At 39.0% G+C, this 23,304-nt stretch carries 22 protein-coding genes; 16 read left to right on the forward strand and 6 right to left on the reverse strand.

The window, feature by feature from the left end; all coding sequences use genetic code 11:
* Positions 1–5: 5 nt before the first annotated feature.
* The 6 genes from FLM47_RS02280 (at position 6) to FLM47_RS02305 (ending at position 8,669) form a co-directional block, all read left to right on the forward strand.
* Positions 6–2,423, forward strand: a complete 2,418-nt coding sequence (locus tag FLM47_RS02280) for a heparinase II/III family protein (protein ID WP_178954916.1) — start codon at positions 6–8, stop codon at positions 2,421–2,423.
* Between the two features lie 317 nt (positions 2,424–2,740).
* The gene (locus FLM47_RS02285; protein WP_178954918.1) at positions 2,741–3,673 is read left to right on the forward strand and encodes an LPS O-antigen length regulator; all 933 of its coding nucleotides are present in this window, start codon (positions 2,741–2,743) and stop codon (positions 3,671–3,673) included.
* Positions 3,673–4,968 carry a WzyE family oligosaccharide polymerase gene (locus FLM47_RS02290; RefSeq protein WP_178954919.1) on the forward strand — a complete coding sequence of 432 codons (1,296 nt, stop codon included), beginning with the start codon at positions 3,673–3,675 and terminating at the stop codon, positions 4,966–4,968. The genes FLM47_RS02285 and FLM47_RS02290 overlap by 1 nt, the downstream gene beginning before the upstream one ends.
* A gap of 2 nt (positions 4,969–4,970) precedes the next feature.
* Positions 4,971–6,209 (forward strand): UDP-N-acetyl-D-mannosamine dehydrogenase, encoded by a 1,239-nt coding sequence (wecC, locus tag FLM47_RS02295; protein WP_178954921.1) that lies wholly within the window; start codon positions 4,971–4,973, stop codon positions 6,207–6,209.
* A gap of 59 nt (positions 6,210–6,268) precedes the next feature.
* Positions 6,269–7,381 carry a non-hydrolyzing UDP-N-acetylglucosamine 2-epimerase gene (wecB, locus tag FLM47_RS02300; RefSeq protein WP_178954923.1) on the forward strand — a complete coding sequence of 371 codons (1,113 nt, stop codon included), beginning with the start codon at positions 6,269–6,271 and terminating at the stop codon, positions 7,379–7,381.
* A 121-nt stretch (positions 7,382–7,502) separates the two neighbouring features.
* Positions 7,503–8,669 carry a nucleotide sugar dehydrogenase gene (locus FLM47_RS02305; protein ID WP_178954933.1) on the forward strand — a complete coding sequence of 389 codons (1,167 nt, stop codon included), beginning with the start codon at positions 7,503–7,505 and terminating at the stop codon, positions 8,667–8,669.
* Between the two features lie 355 nt (positions 8,670–9,024).
* On the opposite strand, the gene FLM47_RS02310 is transcribed toward FLM47_RS02305, so the two are convergent.
* On the reverse strand, positions 9,025–10,404 hold the full coding sequence (locus FLM47_RS02310; RefSeq protein WP_178954935.1) for an MBL fold metallo-hydrolase RNA specificity domain-containing protein: 1,380 nt from the start codon (positions 10,402–10,404) through the stop codon (positions 9,025–9,027).
* Positions 10,405–10,702: 298 nt separating this feature from the next.
* Complete coding sequence (locus FLM47_RS02315; protein ID WP_013464036.1) at positions 10,703–11,626, reverse strand: manganese-dependent inorganic pyrophosphatase; 924 nt, start codon at positions 11,624–11,626, stop codon at positions 10,703–10,705.
* A 117-nt stretch (positions 11,627–11,743) separates the two neighbouring features.
* Between FLM47_RS02315 and FLM47_RS02320 the strand changes: the two genes are divergently transcribed.
* From FLM47_RS02320 to FLM47_RS02365, 10 genes are all read left to right on the forward strand, one after another.
* Positions 11,744–12,244: a hypothetical protein gene (locus FLM47_RS02320; RefSeq protein WP_178954937.1), complete on the forward strand. Its 501-nt coding sequence runs from the start codon at positions 11,744–11,746 to the stop codon at positions 12,242–12,244.
* Between the two features lie 13 nt (positions 12,245–12,257).
* Positions 12,258–13,067: a bifunctional DNA-formamidopyrimidine glycosylase/DNA-(apurinic or apyrimidinic site) lyase gene (gene mutM / locus FLM47_RS02325; RefSeq protein ID WP_010390658.1), complete on the forward strand. Its 810-nt coding sequence runs from the start codon at positions 12,258–12,260 to the stop codon at positions 13,065–13,067.
* A gap of 356 nt (positions 13,068–13,423) precedes the next feature.
* Entirely contained in the window at positions 13,424–13,852 is a 429-nt protein-coding gene (gene rplM, locus FLM47_RS02330; RefSeq protein ID WP_008110876.1) for a 50S ribosomal protein L13, read from the forward strand.
* Positions 13,853–13,860: 8 nt separating this feature from the next.
* On the forward strand, positions 13,861–14,253 hold the full coding sequence (gene rpsI, locus FLM47_RS02335) for a 30S ribosomal protein S9 (protein ID WP_024600778.1): 393 nt from the start codon (positions 13,861–13,863) through the stop codon (positions 14,251–14,253).
* Positions 14,254–14,451: 198 nt separating this feature from the next.
* Entirely contained in the window at positions 14,452–14,799 is a 348-nt protein-coding gene (locus tag FLM47_RS02340; RefSeq protein WP_178954939.1) for a four helix bundle protein, read from the forward strand.
* A 551-nt stretch (positions 14,800–15,350) separates the two neighbouring features.
* Complete coding sequence (petA, locus tag FLM47_RS02345) at positions 15,351–15,941, forward strand: ubiquinol-cytochrome c reductase iron-sulfur subunit (protein WP_010390661.1); 591 nt, start codon at positions 15,351–15,353, stop codon at positions 15,939–15,941.
* Positions 15,941–17,206, forward strand: coding sequence for a cytochrome b N-terminal domain-containing protein (locus FLM47_RS02350; protein WP_010390662.1), 1,266 nt, complete (start codon positions 15,941–15,943; stop codon positions 17,204–17,206). The genes petA and FLM47_RS02350 overlap by 1 nt, the downstream gene beginning before the upstream one ends.
* Positions 17,203–17,946, forward strand: a complete 744-nt coding sequence (locus tag FLM47_RS02355; RefSeq protein WP_109875379.1) for a cytochrome c1 — start codon at positions 17,203–17,205, stop codon at positions 17,944–17,946. The genes FLM47_RS02350 and FLM47_RS02355 overlap by 4 nt, the downstream gene beginning before the upstream one ends.
* A 79-nt stretch (positions 17,947–18,025) precedes the next feature.
* Positions 18,026–18,652: a stringent starvation protein SspA gene (gene sspA, locus FLM47_RS02360; protein ID WP_008110861.1), complete on the forward strand. Its 627-nt coding sequence runs from the start codon at positions 18,026–18,028 to the stop codon at positions 18,650–18,652.
* Entirely contained in the window at positions 18,652–19,089 is a 438-nt protein-coding gene (locus FLM47_RS02365) for a ClpXP protease specificity-enhancing factor (protein WP_008110860.1), read from the forward strand. Before sspA ends, FLM47_RS02365 begins: the two co-directional genes overlap by 1 nt.
* A gap of 612 nt (positions 19,090–19,701) precedes the next feature.
* On the opposite strand, the gene dolP is transcribed toward FLM47_RS02365, so the two are convergent.
* The 4 genes from dolP to FLM47_RS02385 form a co-directional block, all read right to left on the reverse strand.
* Positions 19,702–20,268 (reverse strand): division/outer membrane stress-associated lipid-binding lipoprotein, encoded by a 567-nt coding sequence (gene dolP, locus FLM47_RS02370; RefSeq protein ID WP_008468380.1) that lies wholly within the window; start codon positions 20,266–20,268, stop codon positions 19,702–19,704.
* Positions 20,261–20,854, reverse strand: coding sequence for an SIS domain-containing protein (locus FLM47_RS02375; protein ID WP_008110721.1), 594 nt, complete (start codon positions 20,852–20,854; stop codon positions 20,261–20,263). The genes dolP and FLM47_RS02375 overlap by 8 nt, the downstream gene beginning before the upstream one ends.
* Positions 20,855–20,995: 141 nt before the next feature.
* The gene (locus tag FLM47_RS02380) at positions 20,996–21,367 is read right to left on the reverse strand and encodes a YraN family protein (RefSeq protein ID WP_178954941.1); all 372 of its coding nucleotides are present in this window, start codon (positions 21,365–21,367) and stop codon (positions 20,996–20,998) included.
* A 9-nt stretch (positions 21,368–21,376) separates the two neighbouring features.
* The gene (locus tag FLM47_RS02385; protein WP_178954943.1) at positions 21,377–23,257 is read right to left on the reverse strand and encodes a penicillin-binding protein activator; all 1,881 of its coding nucleotides are present in this window, start codon (positions 23,255–23,257) and stop codon (positions 21,377–21,379) included.
* Positions 23,258–23,304: the final 47 nt, after the last annotated feature.

The following is a 23,304-nucleotide window of genomic DNA, read 5'->3' on the forward strand; positions in this document are numbered from 1 at the left end:
TATGGATGAGAAACCTATTAATGGAAAAAATCTTTTTTATAGTGTTTATTTCAAGCTTTCTTTTTGCATGCAATGATAATTCAGGGAGTGGAAGTACCGATAATGAAGCTGATGAAGTCAATATTAAAATTGCTCAAGATAATTTTAATATAAAAACAAATTCAAAATCTAAACTAAATGTTCTGTCTAATGATGAAAACCTACCAGTAATTTATCAGATGTCGGTAGATGAGCGCTCAAACGAAGGCGCAAAATTAACTATTGAGCAAAATAATATTGTTTACACCTCAGAAAACTCTTTTACAGGAGCTGATTTTTTTGAATATCACGTAACCATCGGTGACGATGTTTTAAGTGCACGCGTTGATGTTCTCGTTGAACCTGTAAATATCGTAAAGATAGAGCAGAGTTCTGACATAGCCATTGAAGGTGAAACAATAACTTTAAAGGTCGAATTTGATTCAATTATTTCACAAGAGCCTGAAATTGAGGTGTCCAATATAGCTCCAGCTTCAATTGATATTGAAAAGCTGAGTTCTACTTTTCATGGAAACCACGTTATTTATAAATTTAAAGTGTTTGATGAAGAAGACTTTCTGAGAGGGGAAAGCTTAAAATTTAACTTTTTATTACCGACTTGGCTTGAGGGAAATAGTTTAATTAATTTTAACTATTATTCAAAACCAGAGATGGCTAAGCTAAATTGGCCTCAACGCTCTATATTTACTCGAGATTCATTAAAAGAGCTGCTAATAACAAAAAATGAAATTGACTTTTATTGGTTGAACTTTGGTTCATGGGAGGTTCCTGAAGACCCAACTTGGCATGAAAACCCAGTAGATAATGTCAGTTGGCAACTTTTTTATCATAGCTTAGGTTGGCTAACTACATATGGAGAAGTTTACAAAGATACTAATGAACAAGTGTGGCTAGATAAAATAAGCACTTATTTAATAGACTATAACTCTACGTACCCTTACATTGAAAACGCGTTACCCTCAGTTGCATACAGAGAAGATGCTGTAGCTTTAAGAGTAAACCACTTACTGTATTTTTATTTAAATTTTTTTGAAGTGTTTAACAAGGACACACAAGTTGCATTATTAAACTTATTAGATAAAGACTGGGAAATGCTACAGTTTTATATAAATGATCCTATTTACGATGATGAAAATCATGGTTTGATTCAAGCCAAATCTGCATTAAATCTATTTAGTGTTTTCGCCTATAAATCAAAAGCAGAAGAATTATTCAATACAACGATTTCGAGACTGCAAAATGCATCAAAATTGATGTTTGATGAGCAAAGTGGACAGAGCGTGGAGCAAGCATTTGAATATCACTTTACTGGTATATCAATGTTACTTGAAGCAAAAATACAGTTAGATAACTTGCAAATTTCTTCACCCAATATTTTAGTGAAAACTTTATCAAAAGCAATTTCTAAAGGTCCTTATTTATTAAATGAAGATGGGACATCTCCTGCAATAGGTGACTCTTATAACAATAAATATTGGTTAGGTTATTTGAAAGGGTATTATGCACACTTTAAAGTGCGAATTCCTGAATTTGAAGCTTTTTTGGAGCGAGGGCAAATAGCTTTAGATGCATTAAATGTTAGTGAGGTTGAAGGTTTAGTAATAGCTAAAAGTGATAGTCCTAAAGGTGCGAGTAAAGTGTATTTTGACGCAGGACCTATCAGGATTGTCCATGGGCACTTTGATAATTTGAATATTGTTTATAATTTACATGGCGAAAATGTTTTGGTCGATTCTGGTGGCCCTTTTTCTTATAACAATCCAGGAAGACGAAATTTTTGGTCTTTATCAAATCACAATACTTTAGTTCTCGATGAGTTAGAATCTAATTTGCAATCAGCGCAATTAAATCAAGCTGAGCAACAGGGGAACTTACTCCTATTTGCAGGGAATCAGCCTATATCAAATACTCAAAAACATAGTAGGGCAATTGCGTTTAGTACAAATGAAAATCCTACGCTAGTTGTTATTGACAATGCAGTTGGCGCAAAAAAATATGAAGAAAACTGGCACTATGCCCACAGTAGTAATATTTATATGGAGTCTGATACTGAAACAAAAATAGCTCTTAAAAGTGGGAAAACAGTTTTTCAAAAAAGATGGTCTACGAGCTCACCAACGTGCAAAATTGAAAAGGGTGAATTTGATGAAACAGGCACTCCCCTCCAGGGCTGGATCACTGAAGGATATAATACAGGTGTGGAAGCACCAGTTAAGGAGTGTATCACTCTATCAAATAGCTACTATACTGTTAATGTTTTCTCATTGGATAAAGAGCTTAAAATAGAGTTAAAAGATGTTAGTGAAAATACAGTTAAGATAACGGCCGGAGAAATAAAAATAATTTATGATAAAGTGAATAATATATTATCAATAACTCAATAACGGCCATAGTTTTTTTATCGAAAATATAAACATAAGTTTTTAATATATTGTAAGTTTTAGCCTAAGTTCAAATAACAATCTGAGCTTAGGCTTTTTTATGAGTAAATATTTCATAATGCAAACGAGATGAGGAGTGAACTCTTTTTTTGATGATATTACTTGCATATTAATTTTGGCATTTAATTCTATAGTTAGGTTATACTGCCCAGCAATTTACCAGTTTGTATTGCATTCGTTTATAGAAATATCAAAGCAAAACGAGCTGTGTCATAATTCATGCCATAGGTGTATTAAAGAATGATTAAGAGTAGTGTGAAATGACGGATGTTAAAGTTAATGTAGTAAAAGCTGAATATAATGATTTTTTTGAAATTGTTATAGGTTCAATCTTAAAGTATAAAGTTTTTAACATATTGTTTGTTTTATCAATTGCTATTTTTAGTGTTTTTTTCGCACTTTCGATACCAAACCAATATCGCAGTGAATCTTTACTAACCTCTACAGAGTCATCTGGTGGAGGCGTTGCTGGTATGCTCGGTCAATTGAGTGGTGTTGCTTCATTAGCTGGTATTAGCTTAGGCGGAGGTGATGAAAAAGCGGTTTTTCATTTAGAAGAAAAATTAAAGTCTAGAGACTTTTTAATCCCTTTCCTGAAAAAGCATAATATTAAAATCCCTCTTTTTGCTGCTGAAGATTGGACACAAAGTTCGAATACGCTTGTTTATGATAGTTCTATATATGATTTTAATAATAATAAATGGCTTCGAGATGTAGATTATCCTCTATTACCAGAACCGACAAATGAAGAAGCATATAAGAAGTTTAGAGAAATATTTAAGGTGAGTTTCGATAGAAAAAAAGCGGTTTTTAAACTGTCTGTTGACTTTTATAGTCCTGAAATTGCAAAGCAATGGCTATCTTTACTCATTGAAGAGTTTAATGAGTTCGAAAGAGAGCTTCAATTGCTAGAAGTAAACAATAATTTAAAGTTTTTAAATGGGTATTTGCAACAAGCAGAATATACGGAAGTAAGAGCTTCTTTGTATGATTTAATAGAAGATCAATTAAAAAAGATGATGGTATCAAAAACCAAAAAAGACTTTGCATTAAATGTTATTCAAGCACCTTATATACCAGAAGAAAAGCAAAGCCCCAAACGAGCTCTCATATGTTTAGGAATAACATTTTTAGGTGTGTGTATTGCATTACTAATTTCTATTATTAGGTTTGTGAATGCCAGGAATAAATAATGCAGTTTGAAATAGCAATAGTTTTTGTTGTCAGTGTTTCTCTGCTTCTTTTATCTTTAAAGCTTTCAAATAATAGGGTAGGCTTTTACCTCTTAGTAAGTTGCTTTATATATTTAACGAACTTTTCTTGGATCCCATTGAACTTAGCAGCTGGCTACTTTTTAGGCTACGAGATGTTGCCTGATGATATATTAACTGAGGGGTTGTGGTGGAGTACGTTTTTCTATAGCACATTTGTGATTCTTGGTTATTTTGGAGTTAGAAAAATATCGCCGGTGCCCTTAACTATATATGATGATAAATCACGACAGGTACTGATTACATCTAGTTTAGCTTTTTTTCTTATTTCAATTTTTGGGTATGTTTTTTTAAATGGAATGAGTTTTAGTGCCGGTAATTATGGGCATAGGTTATCTTCTAGCGCAGGTAACGGTATTTTCATGATTTTCTTTTTTCTATTTATTCCTGCCGCAATGTTAATTTTAATGGATAGAAAAAATTTTAAAGGTCTTTTTTTAGCCTTGGCGGTGAGCGTGGTTGGTGGGATGTTAGTCTATTTTACGTTAGGTGGTTCTAGAAATATTTTAGCTGCTGGTATAATAGGTGTAATAATTATAGGGCAAAGGCTAAGTTTAGTCTCTTTAAAAAGCATTTTCTTTGCGGCACTTTTACTAATTGGATTTATAAATTATTTAGCGTTTGTTAGATATGGACAAGGAATGAGTGACGATGTTATTGAACTCGGATTCAGGTACCTAATCGACAGTCTTTCACCTTATGATTCATTTAATAAAATATTAGAATACTTTGAAAGTGGTGATGAGTATTATAAAGGCTTTGATTATGTTATGGCGCAATTTAACCCTCTTATACCTAGAGCTTTCTGGCCAGAGAAACCCGTTATTCCATTAACAAATGCATTATTTTTTACAGAGTCGATTCTTGGAATCCACAGAGGAACTTACATTATCTCACCTACTCTCCTTGGTGGTGTTTATATAATGGGTGGCGGATTGGGAATATTTCTTGGATGCTTAGTTGTGGTATTTATAACCTGCGCTCTTGAGAGGATGATGTTTTGTAATAAGCCATTTTTAGTGCTTTTTTCATATACAATTTTACCCTTCTCGTTTTTTATGGTGCGGGAGTCTATTGAGTTATTTTTTAATAAGGCAATCCTAATTTTTTGTACATTTTTGTTTATTTGGCTAGCTTCAATGATGATCTTGTTCATATTTGAGCGAATGTCACAAGCCAATAAGCTTGATAAGTTAACCAGAGTTATTTCGGAGTAATAATGGAGTTTAAAAAAGTATCAGTAGTAGGCCTTGGCTATATAGGTTTGCCAACAGCTGCGGTCATCGCTTCTCGCGGTATTAAAGTGATTGGTGTAGATGTTAGCCAGCACGCTGTAGATACGATAAATGCGGGTAATGTACATATTGTTGAACCCGATCTCGATATGGTTGTACGCAGCGCTGTACAAGCTGGTAACTTAAAAGCGACTACCATAGCTGAAAAAGCAGATGCGTTCATGGTGGCAGTACCTACTCCTTTTAAAGAAAATTACGAAGCCGATTTAAGCTATATAGAGTCTGCCGCGAAAGCAATTGCGCCTGTACTTGAAAAGGGAAACCTAGTTATATTGGAATCAACTTCTCCTGTAGGTGCTACTGAAGAGCTTGCAAATTGGTTAGCAGAGTCACGACCAGATTTAACATTTCCACAAACACATGGCAGTGAAGCTGACATAAACGTAGCACATTGCCCAGAGCGCGTTTTACCTGGTCATGTTCTACGTGAATTAGTTGAAAATGATCGCGTTATTGGCGGTATGTCTGAGGCATGCTCAAAAAAAGCGGTTGCTTTATATAAAACTTTTGTTAAAGGTGAATGTTTACTTACAAATGCGCGTACAGCTGAAATGGCTAAGCTAACTGAAAACTCGTTTCGTGATGTCAACATTGCTTTTGCTAATGAACTTTCGATGATTTGCGATAAATTAAGCATTGATGTGTGGGAGCTTATTAAACTGGCTAACCGCCACCCACGTGTTAATATTTTAAATCCAGGCCCAGGTGTAGGTGGTCACTGTATTGCAGTTGATCCTTGGTTTATTGTAAGTTCAGCGCCAGATACAGCTAAACTGATACGCCAAGCTCGTGAAGTGAATGATAGTAAGCCTCACTATGTTTTACAACAAATACTCGATGCTGCTGATCAGTTTAAAAAGCCTGTAATTGCTTGTATGGGGATTGCGTTTAAAGCAGATATTGACGATTTACGTGAAAGCCCAGCACTTGATATAACAAAAATGTTAGCGCAAAAAAGCGATGCAGAAGTTCTGGTTGTAGAACCAAATATCACTAAGCTACCTGAGTCTTTATCTAAACTAGGCGTTGAATTAGTGACTTCAGAAGAAGCTTTAGAGCGCTGCAATACGCTTGCCGTATTAGTTGACCATACAGAATTTAAAAATATTGCTCCTGAGCAAATTGCTAAAAAAGTAATTGTTGATAGCCGCGGTATTTTTTAAACCCAATATTAGTTTTTTAAGCCTGCCAATATGGTGGGCTTTTGTATATGGATACATAAATGAAAGTTTTAACAGTATTTGGTACTCGCCCTGAAGCGATTAAAATGGCTCCTCTTGTATTAGCTTTGGAAAATACCCCTGAGATAGAAGCTAGAGTATGTGTAACAGCGCAGCATCGTGAAATGCTTGATCAAGTGTTAGCTCTTTTTGAAATAAAGCCAGATTATGATTTAAATATAATGAAGTCAGGTCAGGATTTATACGATATTACCAGTAAGATATTATTAGGTTTACGCGATGTATTAGAAGAATTTAAGCCTGATTGGGTTTTAGTTCATGGTGATACTACAACGACGTTTGCGGCATCAATGGCGGCCTTTTACAAACAAATTAAAGTAGGGCATGTTGAAGCAGGTTTAAGAACAGGCGATTTGTATAGTCCTTGGCCAGAAGAAGCAAACCGTACCTTAACTGGCGTAATTACCGCTAAACACTTTGCTCCCACTCAAGCATCAGCAGATAACTTACTACGCGAACATGTATCTAAATCAGACATCGTTATTACTGGTAATACAGTTATAGATGCTTTACTACAAATTAAAAATACCGTACTACCAATGCAAAGTACGCAAAAAATGATGACTGAAAAGTTTGCTGATATTATTACTAAGCCTTATGTATTAATAACAGGGCATCGACGCGAAAGCTTTGGTGGTGGTTTTGAACGCATTTGTGAATCTATTTCGCAATTAGCAGTTAAATATCCAAATTTTAATTTTGTTTATCCGGTGCATTTAAACCCTAATGTACAGGAGCCAGTAAATAGGTTACTTGCTGATAAACCAAATGTAATGCTTATTGAACCGCAAAATTACTTACCATTTGTATTTTTAATGGATCGTTCATATTTAATTTTAACCGACTCTGGCGGAGTGCAGGAAGAGGCTCCAAGCTTAGGTAAACCTGTACTTGTAATGCGTGATACAACAGAGCGCCCTGAAGCAGTAGCAGCAGGTACGGTTAAACTTGTTGGTACCAATGTCGATAAAATAGTTAGTTCAGTTAGCGAATTAATAGATGATGACATAGTGTATAAAGCTATGAGTAAAGCGCATAATCCGTACGGTGATGGTTTAGCTTGTGAGCGTATTATTAAAGGCTTACTAGAATAAGCCTTTTTTGTAGACTTAATGAAACGATTAACTCTATTACTAAAAATGGACTAATATGGATGTTAACGAAGTTATTAGCCCTTGTGTGCTCATTTATTTTATATTCTCCTAAAGGAAGCCTATGAAAATTATTGTTGTAGGTACTGGGTTTGTTGGATTGTCAAACGCCATGTTATTAGCCCAAAATAACGAAGTGGTTGGTTTAGATATTGATGAATGTAAAATTAAATTGTTAAACAACAAGTCTTCTACCGTTTTAGATCCATTAATAAGCGAATACTTACTTCGCAATGATATTAACTTTATTGCTACCTCTGACAAAGTACGTGCATACAATAATGCCGGTTTTATTATTGTTGCAACTCCTACTGATTACGATAGTGATACAGATAATTTTGATACTAGCTCTGTAGAAAGAGTAATTGAAGAAGCATTAGAAATAAACCCTGATGCAACGATAGTTATTAAATCTACCGTTCCGGTTGGCTTTACTTCATCTATATCAAAACGCTTGAAGACACAAAATATTATCTTTTCGCCTGAGTTTTTACGTGAAGGTAAGGCGCTTTACGATAACCTGTATCCGTCACGTATTGTAGTGGGTGAGCAAAGCGAGCGAGCAGCAACATTTGCAGGTTTACTTAAGCAAGGTGCTATAAAGCAAGATGTTGAGGTGCTATTTACCGACTCAACAGAAGCTGAAGCAATAAAGCTTTTCTCTAATACGTACTTAGCAATGCGAGTGGCATATTTTAATGAGCTTGATAGTTATGCTGAAGCACATGGATTAAGTAGTAAGCAAATTATTCAAGGGGTTGGTTTAGACCCACGCATAGGTAACCATTACAATAACCCTTCATTTGGTTATGGTGGTTACTGCCTACCTAAAGATACCAAACAGTTATTAGCAAATTACAAAGATGTTCCTAATAACATTATAGGCGCCATTGTCGATGCGAATCGAACACGAAAAGATTTCATCGCGGAATCAATTATTAATCGTAAACCTAAGGTTGTCGGTGTTTATCGGTTAGTTATGAAGTCGGGTTCGGATAACTTTAGAGCCTCTGCCATTCAAGGTATTATGAAGCGCATTAAAGCAAAAGGAATTGAAGTTGTTGTTTTTGAACCCGTACTTGATGCTGATGAGTTTTATCATTCTCGGGTAATCAAAGATTTAAATGAATTTAAGCAGCTTTCAGATGTTATTTTATCAAACCGTATGGTTGATGAACTGGCTGATATTGCTGATAAAGTTTATACGCGTGATTTATTTGGTAGTGATTAAAATATCGTTTAAGGCTTAAGTATACGGGCTGCGAGCGACGGGCTGCGAGGTACGAGTTACGGGCGACGAGGAACGGGTTAAGTTTGACTGGTGTAGCAGCGGTTTTATTTCGTGTCTGGTTAAAGACAAAGGTTCTAGGTATAAGGTAGAGATTAAGCCAAGCACGGTGTTTGGATTAGACGTAGGTGGGGCTTTATGCCGCGCAGGTTTGGTTTATGTTCATGGGCGACGGGCCTAAAACCTAATAACGACGCGGGGTGAACCCGCTACTACAGATATTTAAAAACCTTGCGATGTTAACCGCAAGGTTTTTAAATATCTCGAACCTCGAACCTCGAACCTCGAATTTGTCTCCTCACTTCCCAATCTCAACTTTTACATCATCACCCAGTACTTCCCTATACTTTGTAGCGAGTGCATTTTTAGCGTCATCATCGCCGTGGACTATTTTTATATGGCGGGGTTTTTTGCGCATACCGGTTACAAATTTAATTAAACCAGTTTGATCGGCGTGGGCGCTGTAGCCGCTTATTGTGTGTATTTTGGCGTTAATATTAATGTGGGTATTATTTATAAATACATAGCCATTTTTTGGGCCATAGGTTTGTATGTCGCGACCTAAAGTACCTCTGCCTTGGTAACCTACAAATAGTACGTCGGTGGTTTTGTCGATTAAAAATCGCTCTAGGTAGTTAACTATTCGTCCGCCGGTGCACATACCGCTTGCAGCTAGGATAATTGCAGGTTTTTGGCGGGTGGCTAGGTAATTTATTAACGCTAAGTGCTCGCTATGGGTATTTATTGTAGTGAGGTTTTCAAAGTCGAGAGGATGGCGGCCTTTGGCTACTTTTTGTTTTGCTTCTTCATCCCATAAATATTTAAATTTTCGATACTGCTGAGTAAAATTAGTCGCCATCGGGGAGTCGAGTATTACTTGTATTGTGCGCCAAGGTGAGTTTTTAGTTGAGGCATGAATTAGCTGTTCAAGTTCGTATAACAGCTCTTGTGTACGGCCTATACTAAATGCAGGCACAAGCACGATACCGTTGTCGGCAACTGCGCGCTCAATCACAGCTTTTAAGGTTTGCGTACGTTGTTTTCGTCCTTGATGGTTTTTATCACCATAGGTTGACTCAATTACTAAGGTATCGGCTTTATAGGGCGCTTTAGGTGCGGGTAGCAAAGGCGTATAGGGCGCCCCTAAATCACCTGAAAATACGACCCGATGGCAGTTTTTAGCTTTACGAGTTGGTATGCTTATATCTATTTCAACATAAGCGGAGCCTAAAATGTGCCCTGCTCGTTGTAGACGGGCTTTGGCTATGTGTTCACCTTTGCAAGGAAGCTCAAACCAGGTTTTAAAATCAACTTCAATAATTTGCTGTTTAAGTAACCTTAGGCAGGTATCTATTATTTTTTGATCGCGTGTGACGCCCACTTTTAATGCATCTTCAATCACTAGTGGCAGTAAACTAGCCGATGCAATAGAGGTAAATATGGGTCCTTTAAAGCCAGCCATTAATAAGTAGGGGATTCGGCCAACATGATCGATGTGACAATGGGTAACGATCAGCGCGCGGACTGTATCTATATTAAATTCAATATTAAGATCATCAACAGAATCTTCACCTTGAAATAGTCCGCAGTCAATTAGAAAAGAGCTTTGATCGTTTATTATCAGCTGGTGGCACGAGCCTGTTACGCCATTTACCGCTCCGTGGTGAAGTATTTGCATTTTATGTCCTTATGTTTTGGCTGCGGGCCTCGGGTTACGGCTCGAAGCTCGAATCCTAGCACTTAGAGCCTAAGTCTTTATTTTATAGGTAAATATAGCAGGTATTTTAATGTGGGAGGGTCTTTATACCGTAACGGACGAGCCACGAGCCAAGAGGACCTAGCACCTTGCTCCTAATACTGACGCGGGATGAACCCGTCTACAGGCATAAAAAAACCTTGCGATGTTAACCGCAAGGTTTTTAAATATCTCGAACCTCGAACCTCGAACCTCGAACCTCGAACCTCGAACCTCGAACCTAGCTCTTAAAAGCGTCTTGTAGTGGTGGCACTACTTGCTTTTTACGGCTTAATACGCCGTCTAGCCATACTTTACCGTCTTCTGGTTTTTCACCATAAGCTTGCTCAACTAGGCTAGCATCGTCTGATGCAATTAGCATTTGTGAGCCTTCTTTCATAATGTCGGTCAGAAGTAAAAATACCGAGTGACGACCGCCTTCTTCTTTAAGCTTCGCGATGTCGGCTTCAAGATCGGCTTTAATCTCGTCAAATACCGCAAGGTCAATAACTTCTAACTGACCAATACCAACGAGGTTACCGTTCATGTTAAAGTCTTTAAAGTCACGCATTACTAAGTCACGTACTGGCGTATCTTCAACGGCTGATTTAACGCGGAACATGTCCATGCCTAGTTCTTTAAAGTCTTCAATGCCTGCAATTTCTGCAAGCGCTTCAACACATTTAATATCGGCAGTAGTACAGGTTGGTGATTTGAAGATAACCGTGTCGCTTAAAATAGCGCAAAGCATAATGCCAGCAATATCTTTAGGGATCTCAACGTTGTAGAAGTCATACATCATTTTAATAATGGTGTTAGAACAACCAACAGGGCGGATCCAACACTCAAGTGGTGTTGATGAGGTTAAATCACCTAGCTTGTGATGATCTACCACGCCCACTACGCGAGCCTGATCAATATCGTCAGGTGCTTGGGTTTTTTCTGTGTGGTCTACAATATAAACGTCTTCGCCAGCGTAGCTAAGTTTTAGCTCAGGTGCTTCAAAACCGAATTTATCTAAAATAAATTGTGTTTCAGGTGAAACTTCACCTAGGCGAGTTGGGATTGCTGGTTCATCAATTTGGTTTTTTAAATAAGCCAGTGCAATTGCACCACATATTGAATCTGAATCTGGGATTTTATGGCCCACTACATACATTGACATGACTAAACTCCTTAAAATTTGCCGATATTCTAGCAAAGTCTTTGGGTTTTAACATATAGACAGTGTAATTAAGTTTTGGTTACACTTTAAATCGATATTATTAATTGGAAGACCCACATGCAACTCGGCCGAAAAGGTTGGAACAATGTTATTATTTTTTCGATGTTGATTATGATCTTCTTTTTAAATGGACTGCATAAAAACATAGGGAATGATGAAACACAGGCGCAATTTCAGCCACTACTTCCTGTGCAAAGTTTTGTATTAACACTTAAATTTATCGACCAAAAAATTGACCGTATTGGCACTAGTTGGCGTACTACTACTTTGCAAAAAAATGTACCGCTTAGTTGGCAAGGCTCAGAGCAGCAACTTAGTGAGCTAGTTTATTTATGGCAAAATACCGCGTTGATGACCACCATCACACCTGATGCGCTTGATATGAATAAGCCACTATCGGTAGCCACGTTTGAACTCGCCGGTGAGCCCCTACCTTGGGTGTACTTATTATTTGAGGCGAATGGTCAGTATTATCTATTCGATAAAACCAGTCAGCGATTATTGTTGCTCGATTTAACTACTGCAAAACAATTATTTCCAAGTTTTACCTTTTCATAAGTGAGTTTTATTAATGCCTGAATTACCAGAAGTAGAAGTTAGCCGTATGGGTATTACCCCCCATGTGCTAAACCAAGTTGTGACTAAGGTAAATATTCATAATGCCAGTATGCGCTGGCCTGTGCCAGATGAGGTGTATCAACTTGAGGGGTTAGTGGTTAGCAGTATTGAACGACGTGCAAAATACTTATTGTTAGAATGCGAGCTAGGCTCGGCTATATTGCATTTAGGTATGTCGGGTAACTTGAGGGTTGTGAACGCCAATGAGCCACTTAAAAAGCATGACCATGTTGAGTTTATTTTAGCGAATAATAAGGCGCTGCGTTTAAACGATCCACGTCGCTTTGGTTGCTGTTTATGGCAAGCCCCCAATGAAGAGCATAAGTTACTTGCTAAATTAGGCCCCGAGCCACTCACCGATGACTTTTTTGCTAAACGTGTTTATGAGCAATCTCGTAATAAAAAAGTGCCTGTTAAACAGTTTATAATGAATAACGCCGTGGTGGTGGGGGTTGGTAATATTTACGCTAACGAATCATTATTTAAAGCAGGTATCGATCCGCGAAAAGAAGCAGGTAAGGTAAGCCTTAAACGCTACCAAGCGTTAATCCCAATTATAAAAGACACCCTAGCCGCAGCAATTACTCAAGGCGGCACAACGCTGAAAGACTTTGCCCAAAGTGACGGTAAGCCAGGCTACTTTGCGCAGCAGCTATTAGTGTATGGCCGAAAAGGCCAGCCTTGTGTAAATTGCGACACAGCACTAACAGAAATTCGTCTAGGCCAACGCAGCACCGTTTTTTGTGAGGTGTGTCAGAAATAATAAAGGTATTAGGTGTTAGATTTTAGATAGAGGTTAAAGTTCACGGGCGACGGGTAACGAATTACGGACGTCGGGCTATGGATTACGAACCCCGAATCTCGAAGCTCGTACCTCGCCCCCTGTAGCCCGACACTCGAGCCTAAAACTTTTTGCGGAAAAAACAACCGGCCGGTAGCAATGTAGTTTAAGTGCTGGTATACTCCCGCGTCTGCCACGTTGCGTTCTATGTCCTCATATAGTTTAGCCACTTGTGAGCGGCGAAAAAGTCTAAAACTCGAAGGGGTTGTAGCATACTTAGAGCGGTAGTTAATAATAACTACCTGTGGTTTTAATTGAAAAACATTGGATTTTTATAAATGAAAACGTTTGTTGCTAAACCAGAAACAGTAAAACGTGACTGGTACGTAGTTGACGCTGAAGATAAAACTTTAGGTCGCATCGCTACTGAAATCGCTCATCGCCTACGCGGTAAGCACAAAGCTGAGTACACACCACACGTAGATACTGGTGATTACATCATCGTTATCAACGCTGAGAAAGTTACTGTTACTGGTAACAAATTCAAAGATAAAGTGTACTACGCTCACTCTGGTTTCCCAGGTGGTCTTAAGTCTACTACTTTTGATAAACTTCAAGCTGCAAAGCCTGAAATGATCATCGAAAAAGCTGTTAAAGGCATGTTGCCACGTGGTCCTTTAGGCCGCGCTATGTTCCGCAAACTTAAAGTTTACGCGGGTACTGAGCATAACCATGCTGCACAACAGCCTCAGGTTCTAGACATTTAAGGAGCACTATCATGGCAAATCAATACTACGGTACAGGTCGTCGTAAAAGTTCAAGTGCTCGCGTATTCTTACGCCCAGGCACTGGTAACATCGTAATCAACAAGCGCTCTTTAGAAGAGTACTTTGGTCGCGAAACAGCACGCATGGTTGTTCGTCAAGCTCTTGAGCTTGTAGACATGACTGAAAAATTTGACCTTCACATCACCGTTGCCGGTGGTGGTACTACTGGTCAAGCTGGTGCTATCCGTCACGGTATCACTCGTGCACTTATGGAGTTTGACGAGTCACTACGTCCACAACTTCGTAAAGCAGGTTTCGTTACTCGTGATGCACGTAAAGTTGAACGTAAGAAAGTGGGTCTTAAGAAAGCGCGTAAGCGTCCACAGTTCTCAAAACGTTAATTTTTACGTTATCAAGAATTCAAAAACCCAGCTTATGCTGGGTTTTTTGTTTTGTAGCTATAAGATTTTGGTTCAAGGTTCAAGGTTCAAGGTTCAAGGTTCAAGGTTCAAGGTTCAAGCTATAAGTTTGATCTAAGCTTTGTGTCTTTCTTATTTTATAGTTATAAGTTAAGCATGTTTTAGCTGACTGGTTATGTTATGAGGTTTGAAGATTTAAGGGTATGGCAACGTTCAGCCGATTTAGCTTGCGAGATTTATTTACATTTTAAGCAGAGCAAAGAGTTTGGTTTAAAAGATCAAATAACACGATCTGCACTTTCAATTTCTTCAAATATAGCAGAGGGTTATGAACGAATAACTCCTAAAGATTATATTCGATTTTTATCATACTCTAAGGGGAGTTGTGGAGAATTACGCTCTCAAATTTACATTGCACTAAAAATAGGTGAAGTTGACACGACAGAGGCTAGTGAATGGATTGAGGAGACTCGTGAACTTTCCCGTATGATTTCAGCATTGATGAAATCAATCGATGCTTGGGATTAAGAGGTTCAAAATTAAATATTCATTCAAAAATATATGAGTATGTTTGACCTTTAACCTTTAACCTTTAACCTTCAATTCTCCCCTTACGACTAATGTCGACATTAGCTTGATCAAAATAGGCAAAGCATGCGTATTTATTGAACGAAAGCTTAAAAATGACCGACTAACGCAAAAAAAGTTAAATAATTATCGCAATTAGTTTAAATCCATCAGTTAATTGGTGAATTTTTTTGCTACAATTGGCGGGCAAATAAAGTGAATGAGTTTAATGTCGCCAAATTCAGTTGTTACTGTACTTAGTTGGTGAGATTGTACTTGTTTACAAATTGTTTTTACGGAAGCGATACTATAGTCATTTGGTTTCATACTCGAGCTTACTTAATCAACTATTTGAGCAAGTCAGGTTTATTCGAGCAGGAGGCTGTGAATAACCTTGTTTTAAACAAGGGTTTTAATTATGATCGTTTCTCTTTTAAAATTCGAAAAATTAACCTGCTGTAACTGATGTTCTCAATATAGCAAGTGTTGAGAATCATAGTGGAGATAAGTGGATGAGCAATGCGCCTGTAGACAATGGCCGACGTCGCTTTTTAACCATAGCTACCTCTGTTGTTGGTGGTGTTGGTGCGGCTGGGGCTGCTGTTCCTTTTATTGCGTCTTGGAATCCAAGTGAGCGAGCTAAATCTGCGGGTGCGCCTGTAGAAGTAGATATCAGCAAACTTGAGCCAGGACAATTAATACGTGTCGAGTGGCGTGGTAAACCTGTATGGGTTGTATCACGTACCCCAAAAATGCTTGAGCAGATGAAAGAACATGAAGGTCAACTTCGTGATCCGCAATCGCAAGAGCCACAACAATTAGAATCATCAACCAATGATTTCCGTTCATTACGCCCAGAGATTTTTGTCGCTGTAGGTATTTGTACGCATTTGGGTTGTTCACCTAGCTTTTTACAAGGTGGCTTTGGTGAGAAAGTGGAAGGGACTGATGATGGTTTTTACTGTCCATGTCACGGTTCTAAGTTTGATATGGCTGGCCGTGTATTCCAATCGGTACCTGCACCATTAAATTTAGAAATTCCACCATATACTTTTCTTGATGAGACCACTATTTTAGTGGGCGAAGAACAAGGGGTGGCCTAATGTTTGGTAAAATTGTTGAGTGGATAGACGACCGTATCCCAATGACACGTGTTTGGAATATGCACATTGCACAGTATCCAGCACCGAAAAACTTTAACTTCTGGTACTTCTTCGGCTCTCTAGCTATGTTAGTACTAGTAAACCAAATACTTACAGGTATTTGGTTAACGATGAACTATGTACCATCTGCTGAAGGTGCATTTGCATCAGTAGAATACATCATGCGTGATGTAGAGTACGGTTGGTTATTACGTTATTTGCATTCAACGGGTGCATCTGCGTTTTTCATCGTTGTTTACATGCACATGTTCCGTGGCATGATATACGGTTCTTACCAAAAACCACGTGAATTACTGTGGTTATTCGGTATGTTCATTTTCTTAGCCCTAATGGCTGAAGCATTCATGGGTTACTTATTACCATGGGGCCAAATGTCGTTCTGGGGTGCACAGGTAATCATTTCATTATTCGGGGCTATCCCGGTTATTGGTGATGACTTAACACTGTGGATCCGTGGTGACTATGTAATTTCAGGTGCAACGCTTAACCGCTTCTTCGCATTACACGTAATTGCACTGCCATTGGTTATTGTTATCTTAGTATTTTTACACATTGTTGCACTACACGAAGTGGGTTCTAATAACCCAGACGGTATTGATAACAAACGTAAAAAAGGAACTGTGGCTGAAGAAGACAAGCCTAAATTTAAGTTCCATGAATACTACACTGATAAAAAAGACATTATTGATGCGATTCCGTTCCACCCTTATTACACAGTAAAAGATATTGTGGGCGTGGTTGGTTTCTTAATCTTGTTCTGCTGGGTTGTGTTCTTTATGCCTGCTATGGGTGGTTTCTTCTTAGAAGCGCCAAACTTTGAAGCAGCTAACCCACTTAAAACACCAGAGCATATTTTCCCTGTTTGGTACTTCACGCCATTCTATGCAATCTTACGTGCAATCCCTGACAAACTAATGGGTGTTGCAGCAATGGGTGCATCAATTGTTGTGCTAGCATTATTACCTTGGATTGACCGTGGTTCGGTTCGTTCAGTTCGTTACCGTTGTGGTTTCCACAAATGGAACATTGCAGGTTTTGTTGTTACTTTCGTTCTTTTAGGTTGGGTTGGTGCTACACCACAAACTGATTTTAAAACGATTGTTTCGCAAGTCTGTACTGTGACTTACTTTATGTTCTTCGTACTGTTATTCGTTTACAGTAAGAATGAAAAAACTAAGCCATTGCCTGAGAGGTTAACGAAATGATGAAAAAGCTATTAATAGGTTTATTTGCTTTATCAGTAAACGTGTTACCTGCAATGGCGGCAGGCCCGTCAGTTCCTCTAATGGAAGCGGGTAACGATATATCTGATCAACCTTCTTTGCAGCGTGGCGCAAAGTTGTTCATGAACTACTGTCTTGGTTGTCACCAAATGCAGTATCAACGTTATGAACGTACTTTCCGTGACATTGGTATTCCAACAGAGATTGGTCAAGAGCAACTTATTTTTGATGGTTCAAAAGTGGGTGGTCATATCCTTAACGCGATGGCAAAAGAAGATGCTGCAAAATGGTTTGGTGCGGCTCCGCCGGATCTAACTAACGTTGCGCGTGTGCGTGGCAGTGATTGGATTTACACCTATTTAAAATCGTTTTACAAAGATGAATCTCGTCCGTTTGGCGTAAATAATACGTTATTCCCATCGGTGGGTATGCCACATGTTCTTCAAGAGTTGCAAGGTGTTCCTACTGCAATTACTGAAGAAGTAACAGTAGATGGTAAAACAACCACTCATATTACTGGTACAAAAACAGATGGTACGGGTGAATTAAGTGTAGATGAATATGACCAAGCAGTTCGTGATTTAACGAATTTCCTAGAGTATGTAGGTGAACCTACACGTCTCGAGTCGGAAGCGCTAGGTATTAAGGTAATCGGATTTTTAATTATCCTATTTATCTTGGCATTTATGCTGAAGAAAGAATACTGGAGAGATGTTCATTAAGTTTGAACATATTTAAAGGTAATTTTGCAATAGGGGCTTAAGCCCCTATTGCTGTTTTAGTTATTTAATGGAGGTAGGCATGGCCGTAGCTGCCAATAAGCGCCCTGTAATGACCCTTTTTTCTGGTGCTAACTGTATGTATAGCCACCAAGTACGCATTGTACTTGCTGAAAAAGGTGTAAGTGTAGATATTCATATGGCTGAAAAGGATAACCTGCCAGAAGCACTTCACGAAATTAACCCTTACGGCACAGTGCCAACACTGATTGACCGTGAGCTTGGTTTATATCAGGCAAACATCATCATGGAATACCTTGATGAACGTTTTCCTCATCCTCCACTAATGCCTGTATATCCGGTCATGCGTGGTCGTAGTCGATTAATGATGCACCGTATTGATACTGATTGGTACAGCCTAGCTGAAAAAATCATTAACAACACATCTGATGCCGCGCAAGCTCGTAAAGAGCTGACAGAAGCATTACTTGCAATAGCACCAATCTTTAGTGAAGCGCCTTACTTTATGAGTGAAGAGTTTAGCTTAGTTGATTGTTACTTAGCACCACTATTATGGCGTTTACCAGAGTTTGGTATTGAGCTTAATGGTGCAGGCTCTAAAGAACTTAAAGAGTATATGATCCGTTTATTTGAACGTGAATCATTCCAAGCTTCTTTAACTGAAGCAGAGCGTGAGATCCGTTTATAATGACTTCTAATCGTCCTTATTTACTACGCGCTTTTTTTGATTGGATTGTTGATAACGAATGCACGCCACACTTAGTGGTGAATGCTGACTTTCCTGCAGTGCAAGTGCCAACACAGTTTGTCCAAGATGGCCAAATTGTATTGAACATAAGCCCTTCGGCGGTTACGCAGTTTTCGTTAGATAATACTCAGCTTAGCTTTAACGCGCGCTTTGGCGGCCAGCCAATGCAAGTGTACGTGCCTTTAGGGGCTGTACTTGCAATATATGCACGTGAAAATGGCGAAGGCACGGTCTTTACTGCAGATGAGTTTTTAGAGGACGAAGACGATTTTGCTCCAGAGCTTGAAAGTGTCGATTCATCACCAGAGATAGTTGATGAAACGCCAGCTCCCAAGCCTGAAAAGAAAAAAGGCTCACATTTACGCGTTATAAAATAGCCCGTAAATGTTAGAAAAAAACCGCTTAATAAGCGGTTTTTTTTATGTCTGTATAAATATGAAAGTTTACGGGCAACGGGCAATGGGTAGCGGGCGGCGAGAGGCGGGTTAAGATTGATTGGTGCAGCAGCGGGTTTACACCGCGTCTGGTCTAAAGTGAAGAGCAGGTTTTAGGTATTAGGTCTAGGTGTTAGGTAGAGATTAAGCCAAGCAGGGTGTTTGGGTTCACGGCATTGGGCAGCGGGCTGCGAGAGGCGACCAACGGGCCTAGAGACTCGAATTAATTAGTTGGGCTAATGGTTGTTGTTTTCTCATTTACTCCTCATTCACTTCTCTTTGTGCAAAAAGATTTTAAAGAGATTTTATTCACCACAGAGTGGGCAGAGCACACAGAGGAAATGATTAAAGGCATGTTTTATTTGTCCTGTCTTCTCTGTGTAGCGCGAAGCGTCTCTGTGTACTCTGTGGTTCAAAATGGTTTTGTAGGCGGGGCTTTATGCCGCGCATTTTACTAAACCCTGCGTGAGGTAAACTCCCGCCTACAGGTATAAAAAAACCTTGCGATGTTAACCGCAAGGTTTTTAAATTTCTCGAACTTCGAACCTGAGACTTTTACAAATACTCAAATACTTTAACTACTCGCTCTACGCCAGAGATGTTGCGAGCTATATTAACGGCTTGGTTTGCTTCAGCGTCAGATACTAGCCCCATTAAGTATACTTCGGCATTTTCAGTCACTACTTTTATATTATTACTGCTGATATTTTCAGCCGCTAAAAGCTGCGCTTTTACTTTTGAGGTTAACCATGAATCGTGTGTTTGCGTGGTGATACCAATATTAGAGCCAATGCGAAGTTGGTTATGAATTTTGCGGATACCAGATAGGTTCTCAATGGTTTTAAACGCTTGGTTTTTCATTTCTTGGTTAGGCACTTGGCCTACCATTAAAACCACGCCATTTACGCTTATAACGCTGATATGAGCAAACTTGTTAAGGCGTTCATCTTCACTAATAGCAATGCTGGCTTTTATTTCAATGTTGTTGTCGTCTATTTGTGACCCAATGGTTCGTCTATCGTTAGCGGCAGTAACAGCACTGGCTGTACCGGCGACCACAGCAGCGGCACAGCCTTGTAATAACACAACAGTGCCTAAAATAATTAGGGAGCGTTTAAACATAATTTTCGTCCTGAGGGAAAAGAGTTAAATCCACCAACTCACTTAAACAGTGAAGGTTCACTAAATGCGATTCAATAATGCGACTCGGGCGTTTAGACGGCGTACGAATTTCTACATCGTTATGGCCAAGCAAGCCAACGAGTTCGCCGCCATCATCGCCTACCATTACTATGACCTTCATATCTTTGGTAAGTGCCGCTTCTACTGCAGAAATTATGTGTTTTTCATTACCATTAATGGCAAGTACCAATAATAAGTCACCTTGCTGAGCAAAGGCGCGAACTTGGCGTGCAAAGGTATCGTGGTCATCTATTTGATTGCCTTGGCCAAGGTTAATATTTTCTTGTGAGAGAGCGATTGCAGGTAAGCAAGGGCGTTCTGTTTCGTAAAAATTAACCAGTACGCCTGCCATGTGTTGCGCCAGCATATGGCAATTTGCAGTACCGCAACAGATCAACTTATTCCCATTGATCAGGCTTTGTGCAATGGTAAATGCCGCTGATTCTAACGCGCTTGGCAACACTTCGCCTGCGGCTATTTGAACTTGAATACTTTCTTTAAAAATTTCTTTAATTGTATCTTGCATGGGTTACCAACAATTTATCTCTAATTCTGTGTGAGCTCACACCGGCTTTATTAAAAGGTAATTATTTTAGGCGTTAGCTAATGTTTAACTGTATGCTCAACATGAAGCTGTTGTAATCGTCTTATTTTTATACATCAGACATTAAAATACGTTTTTCAGCCAGTTAATATGTAATGACGGTTCGCCTGTTATAGCTACGTAATCAATACGTAATGGCTGGTTTTTTAAGTTTTTAGCACCAAGGTAATGATAAATAGTGCGCTTTAACTTAGCTTGCTTTTGCGGGCTTAGCGCATAATTAGCGCCGCCTTTTATGTTATTTTTACGAAACTTAACTTCAACAAACACTAAGATGTCACCGTCTTTCATAATGACATCAAGTTCGCCGTAGGGGCAGTAGTAATTACGCTCAATCGCTTTTAAACCTTGCGCTTCTAAATACTTTTGCGCTTGGCGCTCATAATACTGGCCTTTTTCACGACTATTTTGCCACAGCTGTTTAAACCACGACATGCTAACCCCTTAGTTAATTATGGTTATGCCATCGTTTGCTGATTGCATAAATAGCGGCACAGGGCGTTGCGTCTTTAATTCCACTGGGTTTATACGGCGATTGCTGTACTGCGCCCATTGCAGTGAACGTTCAATATCACCGGCACTATTAATGGATAATTTACCGCTTAAGCCTGAAAAGTATTTATCGGGTGTAATGCTCAGCTGTCTAATATCATTCAGCATGGCGACGGCATCGTAGGCCATGGCAAATAAACGTTGGCTAATATCAGCCTGTTCAGGCCATAAATCATTATATTGCTTACGTAGATTATGCTGCGTAATTTGTGAGTCTAACATCCAAGGAAGTTCGGTAAAGTAAAGCCCATCTAAATCGCCTTTGTCAGTGGTATCTATTTGCTTACTATGACTTTTAGAGCTGGCGTAAATAGGGATTCTGTCGGCAAAGGTGCTTACGTTAACATCCAGATAAGGCTTAATTAATCGGGTCTCTATGGCGTCACCTAATATATAAATTGCATCAATATCGCCACGTGAACGGGTTTCACTTTCTACTTCTTTATTAAAAAGTGTTTTAACCGATTTAATACGCTCTTTTGATTTATCAACTTCTAGCAAGCTGGTAATGGTATTGGGCATATCTTTATTGTCGTTGTAAAAGCCAACTTGTGTGGTTGTTTCACTATAGCGTTGCCATTGCAGGTTAAAGTAGTCAATTAAGCGCTGACCATTGGTATTATTTGGCGCTAGCAACATAGGTTTTTGATAACCTTGCGCTAAAAAATGCTCTAGAGTTTGTTGTACTTCATGCTCAGGATTAAGCGCAAAAAAGTAGTGCTGCAAAGAGGTTCGTTCGCCATCAAAGGTATTTAAATGTAATGTGGGTATATCGAGTAATGTATTGGTATTAGCGAGCTTATCTATATTGGCTTTTAATAGCGGGCCAATAACAAAGTCTGGTTGTAATTGCGAAATCTGTGCGCTCAACGCTTCGGTTTCGGTATTTTCATCAATAAACAGCGTTTCGCTAATCTCTTTTTTATCAAGTGCAGCCAGTATGCCGGCTTTTAATGCATCCCCTAAGCGCTTGTTAGCACCTGACTGAGGTAATAGCACAACTAAGCGTTCAATATTTAGTGGTGCTAATTCATTGGCGTAAGTATCTTGTTTTGGTAAAACATTGCTACCAGGGTGCCCAAGGTAACGGCGGCGCCAATTATTAATCGCTTGGTCTAAATCAACAGAGCTGTTGGCATAAACCTGATGATACAAAGCTAAGTTAACCCAGCCTTGTTGAATAACCGAGCCACGGTTAAATCGCTCTAATGCGTATGAAGAAAGCTGCTTTAAATTATGCCAAAGTGCGTCATTAAGTTTAGGGATAGAAATATTATTTTTTGCTACCGATTCAGAGGCAGCAAAAAAGTAAGGAGCTGCACGTTTTGGTAAGTCTTGCGACGCAAAAATGCTGGCAGTTAAAAATTGGTGCCAAGCAAAATGCTCAGGTTGCTTAAGTTGCCCCCCAAGCGTGTTTAGTACCTCAAGTGCTTGCTGATTTTTATTTTGCTCTTTTTGCGCAAAGGCAATGTATAAACGATTTTGAATTTGATCAACACTGGCGGTAAGTGCAAGTTCAGTGCATATTTTTTCGAGTAGTGGCCAGTTTTCTTCTGTAATTGCGCTATCACGAGCACTATAAAGCAGCTGGATTTTATCAGCGCCATAGCGGTTTTGCGCTAATTGGTAAATAGATTGCGCATTTAGTGCTTCATTTTTCAGCGTATTGGCACTGTTACTTAAGTTATCGCTGGTTTTAATTGGTTTTTCGGTTGTGCTACACGCCGATAACCCTGACAATATAATTAATAGACTAACTAGTTTAAGTCGCACAAAGATTTCCCATACGTTAACGCGATTTGCTTATATTACTGACTGAC

The organism is Pseudoalteromonas sp. Scap06 (genome assembly GCF_013394165.1).
Classification (GTDB): domain Bacteria; phylum Pseudomonadota; class Gammaproteobacteria; order Enterobacterales; family Alteromonadaceae; genus Pseudoalteromonas.